The 12,085-nt window shown below is 55.6% G+C and carries 4 protein-coding genes; all 4 read left to right on the forward strand.

Going from position 1 to position 12,085, the window contains the following annotated elements; translation table 11 throughout:
- Nucleotides 1–7,029, forward strand: a 7,029-nt coding sequence (locus tag IBT54_RS07675; protein WP_201251956.1) for a BapA/Bap/LapF family large adhesin, incomplete at its 5' end; no start/stop codon positions are given.
- Between the two features lie 106 nt (nt 7,030–7,135).
- A complete protein-coding gene (locus IBT54_RS07680) occupies nt 7,136–8,608 on the forward strand; it encodes a TolC family outer membrane protein (protein ID WP_201251957.1) in 1,473 nt (490 codons plus the stop codon).
- Between the two features lie 28 nt (nt 8,609–8,636).
- Nucleotides 8,637–10,844 (forward strand): type I secretion system permease/ATPase, encoded by a 2,208-nt coding sequence (locus IBT54_RS07685; protein WP_236263069.1) that lies wholly within the window; start codon nt 8,637–8,639, stop codon nt 10,842–10,844.
- On the forward strand, nt 10,841–12,022 hold the full coding sequence (locus tag IBT54_RS07690) for an HlyD family efflux transporter periplasmic adaptor subunit (RefSeq protein ID WP_095706258.1): 1,182 nt from the start codon (nt 10,841–10,843) through the stop codon (nt 12,020–12,022). The genes IBT54_RS07685 and IBT54_RS07690 overlap by 4 nt, the downstream gene beginning before the upstream one ends.
- The last annotated feature ends 63 nt before the right edge of the window (nt 12,023–12,085 follow it).

The following is a 12,085-nucleotide window of genomic DNA, read 5'->3' on the forward strand; positions in this document are numbered from 1 at the left end:
ACCACCAGCGACAGCACGCCAACGATTGGCGGCGGCGGCATGCAGCCGGGCTCAACCGTGACCGTCTCTGACGGCGACAGCGAACTCGGCACCGCCACCGTGGGCGAGGACGGCAGCTGGACCTTCACGCCTGAAACCCCGCTGGACGACGGCGAGCACGCGCTGGTCGTTGACGGCACCGACGCGAACGGCAACGCCAGCAGCAGCACCGTCGACGTTATCATCGACACCAGCGCCACCGCGCCGGGCCTGACCGACGACGCCGGTAACCCGGTCGCCGACGGCGCAACCACCAGCGACAGCACGCCAACGATTGGCGGCGGCGGCATGCAGCCGGGCTCAACCGTGACCGTCTCTGACGGCGACACCGAGCTCGGCACCGCCACCGTGGACGCGAACGGCAACTGGACCTTTACACCGGATACCGCGCTGGCCGACGGCGAGCACGCCCTGGTCGTTGACGGTACCGACGCGAACGGTAACGCCAGCAGCAGCACCGTCGAAGTCATTATCGACACCAGCGAAACCGTGCCCGGCATGACCGACGACGCCGGTAACCCGGTCGCCGACGGCGCGACCACCAGCGACAGCACGCCAACGATTGGCGGCGGCGGCATGCAGCCCGGCTCCACCGTGACCGTCTCGGACGGCGACAGCGAACTCGGCACCGCCACCGTCGGCGAGGACGGCAGCTGGACCTTCACCCCGGATGCGCCGCTGGACGACGGCGAGCACGCGCTGGTCGTTGACGGCACCGACGCCAGCGGCAACGCGGTGAACGACACCGTGAACGTGAACGTCGACACCAGCGCCACCGCGCCGGGCCTGACCGACGACGCCGGTAATCCGGTCGCGGACGGCAGCACCACCAGCGACAGCACGCCAACGATTGGCGGCGGCGGCATGCAGCCGGGCTCAACCGTGACCGTCTCTGACGGCGACAGCGAACTCGGCACCGCCACCGTGGGCGAGGACGGCAACTGGACCTTCACGCCCGATGCGCCGCTGGCCGACGGCGAGCACGCCCTGGTTGTCGACGGTACAGATGCCAGCGGTAATCATGTCAATGACACCATTAATATCGTGGTGCAAACCGCGCCGTCTATGGAAATCGTTGATGATAACGGTACCGCTATTCTGGATGGCGACACCATCAGTGACAGTACGCCAACGTTCAATGGTAAAAACTTTGAACCTGGAACCACGATTGTCATCGCAGACGGCGATACCACGCTGACTACTGTGACTGTAGGCGCAGATGGCAACTGGACCTTCACACCAACCGCTGGATTGATTGACGGTGCGCATGCCATCGAGGTCACCGTTACCGATCCACAGGGCGTCAGTGCCAGCGGCGTCTTCAACGTCACTGTCGATACCACACCGCCGGAAGGGGTTGATATCTCTACGGTCACGATGGTCGATAACGACGGTGCCACCATCACCGCAGCCGGTATCACAGCAGATAATACGCCAACCTTCAGTGGTACAGCGCTGGAGCCGGGCGCGACCGTGATTATTCGCGATGGTGAAACCGTATTGGGTGAAACCACGGTCAGCGAAGATGGCAGCTGGTCCTTTACACCTTCAACCTCGCTTGACGATGGTGAACATCAGTTCACATTCGAAGTCACCGATGCAGTCGGTAACAGCAGTGGCGTATCTGAAGCGCTGGACCTGTCAATCTCCGCAACTAAAGGTATCAACACCGGTGTTGTGGTGACCGATGATGCCGGCAATGTAATTGTGAATGGTGAAGCCATTAACGACAGCACACCGACCTTTAGCGGCCAGGATCAGACGCCAGGCGTAACAGTCACCATCGCCGATGGTGAAACCGTGCTGGGCAGTGTCGTGGTTTCTGAGGACGGAAGCTGGAGCTTTACGCCTGATACAGCGCTGGCTGACGGTAACCATGCATTAATCGTGACCGTAACAGATGCGGAAGGAAACACCCGTACAGACACTGTTAACGTCGTGGTCGACACCGTTGCGCCAGAGATCATTGATCTGGCCGCAGTTGTCGTCTCTGATGATGCTGGTAATGCGTTAGCTGCTGGCAGCGCGATCAGTGACACCACGCCGACCTTCAGTGCCTCAGGACTGGAAGCAGGCACCACCGTTATCGTTCGCGATAACGATACGGTATTGGGTGAAGCGCAGGTTGCAGATGACGGCAGCTGGTCATTCACGCCGTCTGAAGCGCTGGCTGATGGTGATCACAGCTTTACGTTTGAGACAGTCGATGCGGCAGGTAACAGCAGCGGTAAATCAGACGCTGTCAGCTATGTGGTGGACTCTGTGGCACCTGAAGGCGTGGACATTACTACGGTAGTGATCACGGATGAAGTGGGTGCAACTATCGATACAGCCGAAATCCAGAGCGACAGCAAACTCACCTTCAGCGGCAGCGATCTTGAGCCTGGTGCCACGGTCACGATGTACGACAAAGGCCAGGTTGTCGGTGAAACCACCGTCGCCGAAGATGGCAGCTGGACTTTCACCGCCACTGACGGATTGTATGATGGCAGCCATGAAGTGACCTTTACTGTCACAGACGCGGCAGGCAACAGCAGCGATCCATCCGGCACGCTGGATCTGAATGTGCAGGCCATTACGCTGACGGCCTCCGACAATGTCAGCTCAGGTGCCGCGGTAGGCTTTACCTATCCGGTTGATGTCAGTGAGGATCTGGGAACCATCCTGCAGGACGGCGGGTTAATCGCGTTCAACAATAAGATCGTCAGTGATCCGATTGTGGTCGCAGACGGCACCATTATCGATCTTGATGTAACCGCGACTTCTTCTGCCTTCATTAACGTCGCCAGTAACTCGACACTGGTGTTGCAGAAGTATGACTCGTCAACCAGCACCTGGGTCACCGTGTCTGAAGAAAACAGCGGAAACCTGTTTGGCATGTTTGGACTGGGCGCATCGACGTCCACCATCACGCTAACCGGGCTGACTGCCGGCCAGTATCAGCTGGTTTACACCACCAGCGGTATTAACGTCGGCGTAAGCTTTAATCTGGACGCCTCTAAAACCGTCTATACGCTGGCGGAACAGGGCACACCGACCGACTACACCACAGCAACCGGCAATGTGATAACAGATGTCGACAGCGTTTATGGTGCAGATGGTATTCCGCACAGTGCCTATACCTCTGTGAGCGCAGCGAGCGTGACCAACAGTGATGGCACCGTGACCTCTGTCACGCTGGATGCCACCACCAAAACCGCCACGCTGGTCGGTCAGTATGGCACGCTGGTCATCAACGCTGATGGCAGCTATGTCTATACCCCGATCTCATCCATGGACAGCATCGGTAAGGTGGATTCGTTTACCTATACCATTACTGACTCTGCGACAGGTCTGAGCTCATCAGCTCAGATTCACGTACAGATTGGTACAACAAACGAAGCGCTGGATCTGAGCTGGGATGCTACCGATCCTTCTGCAACAGCCGTGACGGATATCGCTTCCAGCAACGAGGCGAATGCCAGCGTTACGGTGACTTACGAGTCATCCAGTGCGACGAATACCGACGTTAAGCTGGTCGCAGGCGGGACCGAGAACTACAGTTCGACCTTTACCCTGGCAGGGAATGACGACCTGGTTACCGGTTCGCTGACGCTAACCACCGAGTGGGGATTATTCGGCAACAACTTTGACTCACCATTGAACATCACTTATGCCGTGCAAATGCAGAATAGTGATGGCACATGGACCACGGTGAAAACGCAGACTGCCGTCGTAGCAGCCGGACAGCACAATGAAGAAGTTATCCAGAACCTGGAGATGTCGTCGCTGCTGGACGGCCTGGGTGAGGGGACCTACCGCGTGGCGATTTCAACAACTGGCGCAACAAACGTGGTGAAACTGGATATGTCAGTTCAGACAGTCAGCCCCACCGAGTACGTTATCACCGCGAATGAGGTCGCAACCGGCAACGTGCTGACCGACGAAGGCACAGACGGTGCAGTTGATAAGCTCAGCTCTATCTATACACGGATGTATGCCAAGGCCGGTGACAGCACCAGCGATGTAACGGTCGATAACAGTTATACCTGGGTCACCGAAAGTGGCGTCTCCATAGCGGGTCAGTATGGCACCCTGGTGATCTATAACAACGGTGCTTATACCTACACCCCTGCCACGACTACACTGCCAGCCGGCTCTGAAGACGTCTTCACCTATGCGCTGAAAGGGGCCAATGGTGAAGTGGTTAATGCTACCGTTACGATCCATCTGGGTGTTGAAGTCAACGGCAGCAATGGCGGTGCGCTGGTGTTCCACGGCACTGAAGTCAATGATGTGTTTGATGTGTATGACACCAGCTTCGCCTCGGTAGATGGCGCGGCTGGCGACGATACACTGGCATGGCATGGCAATGGCCAGCTGGTCTTGAGCGACGTCGCGGCGAAAGTCAGCAATATCGAATCAATCATGCTGACCTCAACCACCAGCAGTGACAACCTGGTACTGGATGCGCAGAGCGTGGAAGATGTCACCAGCGAAAGTAATGCTCTCTATATCAAGGGAATCGCTGGCGACAGCGTGACGCTGGAAGGCACCTGGATCAACAGTGGTACGGTGATTGTCGACAGCATCACTTACACGCACTACACCAGCACCACTGCTGCCGGTACCCTGGTCGATATCTACGTGCAGCAGGGGGTTAATCTCTCTTCAACCACCTATACGGATAGCCAGAATGGGACGGAATATACCGTTACCGCTGCGCAGGATGTAACCGGTACGGCAAGCGACGATATCTTTAACGTGAGCGATACCAGCTTTACCCACATTGATGGCGGTGAAGGTCTGGATACGCTTGTGTGGAGCGGTACGGGCACACTCACACTCAGCGATCTGCAGTCGAAAATCAGTAACATCGAAGAGATCGAGCTGGTGAATGACAGCGCAGTGAATAATCTGGTGGTCACCGCGCAAAACGTAGCGGACATCACCGATGCTGATAACACGCTGTTTGTTAAAGGTGTCATCACAGACACACTGACACTCTCTGGTAGCTGGACGCTGTCAGGCAGTGAAGTGGTCAACAATGTGGATTACGTCCATTACGTTGGTACCACCGCTGATGGTCAGACGGTGAATCTCTATGTTGATCGCGACATGAAACTGAGCAGCACCGAAACCGCGTCTGAAAACAATGCGGCCGACGTAACGGGCGATGTTGCCCTGCTCAGCGACAGCGTGGCACAGAGCACCACGATGAACACCGCAACCAGCAGTTTTACCAGTGAGAGCTTCACGGTTAACAGCATCAGCGATCTGCAGGAGATTAACGTCAGCGTGACCGGGGCGTCGATCAATGCCAGCAATACTGTTTCGGTGAACTGGTCGTTGCAGGTTTACAACGAGCAGACGCTGCGCTGGGACAACGTGACCACCGGCACACAGGCGATCACCAGCGGTAGTCCGCTGAATGTTTCGCTGGCGGGTCAGAATGCGGGAACCTACCGCATCGTGGTCGACAGCACGCAGTCCGGACATCCTGGCTTCCTGTGGTCTACCAGCTATGACGCGCTCACCGTGAAAGTGGCAGTGAACATCGTCAGCACCACCGACTATAAAGTCAGCACCAGTTCCAGCGTCAATGGTTCGGTCTTTACCAGCGACAGCACCAGTGACAGTTCGCTGGTAGTGACGTCGATAACGGCGGGTATTGTGACCGGTGCCGCAAGCTATACGTTGGTTGCCGCTGCGGGAACCACTATCGCGGGTACTTACGGCACGCTGACGATTAAGAACGATGGCAGCTATAGCTACACACTGAATAGCGACTCGGTGATCAAACTCACCGGCAGTGAAGATTCATTCACCTATGTTCTGGCGGATGGAAGCACCAAAAATCTGGTGATCACGCTGGGTGTCTCCGTGGATGGCTCTGAAGGTGGCGCGCTGATCTTTGCCGGTACCGTTGGCGATGACAGCTTCACCGTTCACGACACCCAGTTCACCTCGGTGGACGGGAAGTCGGGTCAGGATACGCTGGTCTGGAATGGCACAGGCGAGCTGAATGTCAGTGAGATTGCGGACAAAGTGAACAATATCGAAATCATCGATCTGCAGGATAACGCCCAGGCAACGGCGCTGCTGATTGGTGCCGATGATATTGAGAAAATCACGGATGCCAGCAATGTGCTGTATGTCAGGGGTGGCAGCAATGACTCCCTTTCACTGCAGGGCGTGTGGGCTGTTAACGGCGTGGAAACGCTGAATAACATCACCTACACCCTCTACACCAGCACGGCGCTGGATGGCACGGCAATCAAACTCTATGTTCAGCAGGGTCTGCAATTCAACGAAGTGACAGAGCATCTTGCCGGTTCCATCCAGGATGTCTCCGCCGATCTGACCGTGGTATCGGTGAGCCAGAACGGTGAAACCACCGCGATCACTGACGATGCGGTGAGCGTCAAAGGTGCCTACGGCACGCTGGTTATCGATGAAGCGGGTCACTACAGCTACGTGGTGGATGATGCGTATGCGCACAGCGGCAACACTGACACCTTCACCTATGCCCTGTCAGACGGCAGCAATGCTTCTCTGAGCTTTAACCTGGGCGTTGATGTTGATGGCAGTGCAGGCGGCGAGATCACCTTCACCGGTACCCGCGGTGGAGATGTTTTCGAAGTCTATGACACCGATTTCACCTCTATCAACGGTGCAGAGGGTAACGATACGCTTGCCTGGCATGGCACAGGAACGCTGAACCTCAGTGATATCTCCGCCAGGGTCAACAATATCGAAACCATCGACCTGATGACGGATGCCGGAAAAGACAATCTGGTCGTAAGTGCAGAAAGTCTGCTGAAGGTCACTGATAACGATAATACGTTATATGTCAGAGGGGAAAATGGCGACACGGTGACGCTGAATGGTAACTGGGAGCAGGCAGACGGAATAGTGGCAAATGGGGTTAACTATAACCATTACACCAGTTCTGCAGCCGATGGCTCCGTGGTACAGTTATATATTGAAGACGATATCACCATCGGATAATTAATATCCGCATTAAAAGCAGGCTGGGTTATTTATACCAGCCTGCTACTTCCCCGCGCTTTAAGCCACCTTTTATGACGGAGATATATTTAATTATCTAAACATCATGAAAAAAATTATTATCATTTTGCACTGCATTCTTATTACCCAATATTCTTTTGCTGCCGATCAAAAACTTTTCTCAGGCAGCGAGCCAGCCATTAATGAAGCACCGGCAGGTTTCTGGGGCGTATTTTCTAAAACGCCGGATCCGGGAACCTTACCTGCAGGCGGCTCTGCGCTGGCAGACAAATTACAAATTAATCCGGCAGAAATTGAAATGCAGCCTGCGGCGTCGAACGGGGCTGAAAGCTTTCCGGCTGACTGGCAGGCGGCTATCCAGCTGGCGGTGAATCATCATCCCTCCATCAGCAGCAGCATTGCGACGCTGGAGTCATCAGGGTTCACCATTGATGCTGCAAAAGCGGGCTATCTGCCCTCGATAAAAGCGGGCATCACAACCGGTCGACAGCAGGATGAAGGCAGCGGCCATATCGCCACCGTCGGCCTCTCTCAGATGCTTTACGACTTTGGTAAAACCGGCAGCGCGGTCGATCAGGCCAGCGCGAAATATCTGCGCCAGCAGGCCACTGTTCTGATGCAGATCGATACCATTATCGAACAAACCGCACTGGCACTGAATGAAGTTTATCGCTCGACGCAGCTGCTTGATAACTCGAAGAAAGAGGTAAAAGCCCTGCGGGATATCCTGGCGCTGACGCAAATGCGTGCCGATGCCGGAGCCAGCACACGGGTGGATCCGGTTCAGGCGCAGGCGCGTGTTGAAGCGGCCCAGGCAGAGCAACTGGATCTGGAAATCAAACTCCAGCAGCAGAAATACCATCTGCAATCATTGCTGGGACAGCCGGTTGCCGAAAAGAAAATATCCGCGCCGATCTCGCTGCTGCCGCTGATTGAGCGTCAGAATGCCCGGATTGATTTAAACCGTAACCCGACTATTTTAGTTGCCCAGGCCGATGCCGCCGTGGCACTGGCCGAGTTACGTAATTATAAAGCGCAGCGCTATCCCACTTTATCGCTTGAAGCCAATACCAATAAATATATCGGCGATATTGCGGATTATCAGCGCCATAGCCAGTACCAGAACGTTTATCTGTCTGTTAACAGCACGCTTTATCAGGGTGGTGCATTAGTGGCGCAGGAAAGTGCCAGTGCCCGCGCACTGGAAGCGGCCAGAACCACTATAGCCAGTAAAAAACTGGAGATCAGCGATCAGCAACGGAATTATTTCCAGAGCGTAACGGGATTACAAAAAAATATCAGCCTGCTGACGCGTCGTATGAAAACGATTATGGAGACGCGCTCCCTTTATCGTGAGCAATATTTATCACTGGGTAACCGAAACGTACTCGACTTACTTAACGCCGAACAGGAAATAAGCCGTGCTCAGCAGGATTTAATTAATGCCCGCTGCGACCTGTGGGCCTCATCCGTTAATTATCTGGTAGTCACCGGTATGGCACGCGAAGCGTTTGATTTAAATAATAAGGTCATTCAGGGACTGCGCATTGCGCCGTAATTCTGTCAGCAATTAAGAGAAGATGATAATGAACACGATATCTGACAGCGAAAATGCATCAGCACAGCCTGAGGCTAAAAAGGCTTACACCCCCTGGCTCGACGCGCTGCTGCTGGTGGCGAAACATTACCGCCTTGATGGTTCACCTGAACGGGTGAAAGGCGAAGCGGAATGGCACATGCAGCACCTTTCACAGGATGCCCTGATTGAGAATATGGCGCGCCAGCTCGGCCTGCTGGTGATTTTTGACGCGTTTGACCCGGATCAGCTCGATCCGTGGCGCATGCCGTTGATCGTCGATTTCGGTCCTCGCGGCGTCGGCGTTATCACCACGGTGGGCGAAGATGGTCAGGTCAGCGTGATGCTGAGCGGTGAAAAACAGCTGCAGACCACGCTGAGTATTGAAGATCTGTCGCAGCATGCACAGCGCGTACTGCTGGCGAAACCGGAGTCTTCCGTGCCGGATGCGCGGGTGGATGACTATATTAAGCCGCATCGTGCTGACTGGCTGTGGCAGACCATTCTTCGTGAGTGGCCAGCCTATGTAAACGTCATGTTTGCGTCGCTGATCTCCAACGTGCTGGGCCTCTCAGCGATGCTCTTCACCATGCAGGTGTATGACCGGGTGATCCCTTCCCAGTCCGTTCCCTCTCTCTGGGTACTGTTTGGCGGCGTCATGATCGCCCTGACCTGCGTGTTTGTGATGCGCATTATCCGCACGCATATCTCTGATGCAGCCGGTAAAAGCGCGGATCTGCGCATCTCCGATCGCGTCTTTGGTCACGCGCTGCGGATCCGTAACGATCAGCGTCCCAAATCGACCGGATCGTTTATTGCTCAGATCCGCGAGCTGGAACAGATCCGTGAGCTGATTACCTCGACCACCATTTCAGCAATTGCCGATCTGCCTTTTTTAATCATCTTTCTGTTTATCCTCTGGTTACTGGGTGGATGGCTGGTGCTGGTTCCGCTGGCGGCGATTCCGCTGATTGTTATTCCGGGCCTGCTGGCGCAGGGTTCGCTGGCGAAGCTCTCCAAAGCAACCATGCGCGAGTCCGCAGTGCGCAGCGCTATGCTGGTTGAGACCGTACAGGGCATGGATGACATCAAGCTGCTGCGCGCAGAGCCCTACTTTCAGAACCAGTGGAATCACCTGAATGAGGTGATCAGTAAATCTTCACAGAAGCAGCGTTTTGTCAGCGGCCTGCTGATGAGCTGGACCAGTGAAGTCCAGACCGTTGCCTATGTCAGCGTGGTGCTGGTGGGTGCCTTTTTTGCCATGAGCGGTGACCTCTCTACCGGCGTGTTAATTGGCTGCTCGATGCTGGCGTCACGCATGATGGCACCGCTGGGCCAGCTGGCGATGATATTTGGCCGCTGGCAGCAGGCCAAAGTGGCGCGTGAAGGACTGGAGAACCTGCTTAATAGCGAGGTCGATCAGCCAGAACGCAGCATCCGCATTCATCGCCCGCGCATTAACGGCGAATATGCTCTCTCTTACGTCATCTATCGCTACGACCCGAACTCCCCTGAACCGGTGCTGACGGTGAAAAAGCTGACCATTAAAGCGGGTGAGAAAGTGGCGCTGTTGGGGCGTAACGGATCCGGTAAATCAACGCTGTTGCAACTGATGGCAGGTCTGTTGCAGCCGGGCGAAGGTGCCCTGCTGCTGGATGGCGTGCGGCTTTCCTCCATTGACCCGCTGGATGTAAGGCGTGACGTCGGGCTGCTTACCCAGAACGCATCCCTGTTCTACGGCACGATTCGCGAGAACTTACGCCTGGGCATGCCGCTGGCGACCGAAGAGGAGATGCTTCAGGCCCTGGAGATCAGCGGCGCCCTCGACTTTATTCAGCGCCTGCCGGAAGGCATGGATTATCTGTTACAGGAAGGCGGCAAAGGCTTATCTGGCGGGCAGCGTCAGCAGCTGCTGCTCGCGCGCACCCTGCTCCGCCAGCCCAGCGTGTTGTTGCTGGATGAACCTACCGCCTGGCTGGATGATGCTGCTGAAAAACATCTGATTGAACGACTGATGACGTGGATGGGCAACCGCACATTAATTATCGCCACTCACCGGCCGGCGGTATTGCAGCTGGTTGACCGCATCATGCTGATCGATAAAGGCAGGATCGCGCGGGATGGCTCAAAAGCAGAGATGCTGGTTACCCGGCCCGAAGCCAGTGCCGCGCCTCATCAGGGCAAAGTCAATGTTAAACCGCAGGGAGCACAGGCATGATTTTCTCCTTATTCCGTAAAAAGAAGCATCAGCGTTCCCGTCAGCGCGTCTCTTCCGGCGGTCTGATTATTATGTCAGTGCTGATCATGCTGCTGTTGTTCTTTATCTGGGCTTCGAACTTCGAACTGGATGAAGTCACCGTCGGTGTCGGCAAAGTCGTACCCAGCTCACACGAGCAGATCATCCAGTCACTGGAGGGCGGGATCCTGAAAGAGCTGAAGGTTCACGAAGGCGATGTGGTTGAGGCGGGTCAGGTGCTGGCATTGCTGGATCCCACCCAGATTGACTCGGGTGTGCAGGAGAGCACGTCGCGTTTACGTGCTGCGCTGGCGACGGCGGCCCGCTTGCAGGCTGAGACCGCAGGCACGCTGCTGATATTTCCGCCGGAAGTATTAGCGGATCCGCCACTGGTGGCTGCTGAGACGGCGCTCTATCATTCACGTCGTGAGAACTACAGCAAAACCATCAGCGGCCTGACCGAAGCGCTGAGTCTGATTAATCGCGAGCTGCAGCTGACCTCATCACTGGTGGCAAAAGGCGCGGCCAGTAACGTGGAAGTACTGCGCCTGAAACGTCAGGCTAACGACCTGCAAAGTAAGCTCAACGACGCGGAAAATAACTATATTGTGCAGGCCCGTGAAGAGCTGGCGAAAGCCAACGCCGAAGCGGCATCTCAACGCTCCATTATCATCGGGCGAGCGGACTCACTGAAGCGCACAGTCGTTGTCACGCCGGTCAGAGGAATCGTTAAAGATATCGAGGTGAACACCGTTGGCGGCGTTATCCCGCAGCGCGGCAATCTGATGGAAATTGTGCCGCTGGATGAGCAACTGATGATTGAGGCGCAGATCGCCCCGCGCGATGTCGCCTTTATCACGCCCGGCCAGCGTGCGGTGGTGAAGCTGACCGCGTATGACTACAACATCTATGGGGGTCTGGAGGGCAAAGTGGCTTCTATTTCGCCCGACACCATTCAGGATGAAGTGCATCGCGACCAGTACTATTATCGCGTCTATATCCGCACCGATAAGGATTATCTGGTCAATAAAAAAGGCAAAAAGTTTCCGGTTTATCCGGGGATGATCGCGATGGGCGAGATCCACACCGGCAGTAAAACCATTATGGAGTATCTGATGAAACCGCTGAACCGGGCGAAGGAAGCGCTGCGGGAGAGGTAAACATAAGATTTGCTGCCCCTGCTGGTGGGGCAGCTAACACCGGATTTCATGCCCTGCCCCGCC

It is taken from the genome of Pantoea sp. S62 (genome assembly GCF_016658625.1).
GTDB lineage: Bacteria > Pseudomonadota > Gammaproteobacteria > Enterobacterales > Enterobacteriaceae > Pantoea > Pantoea vagans.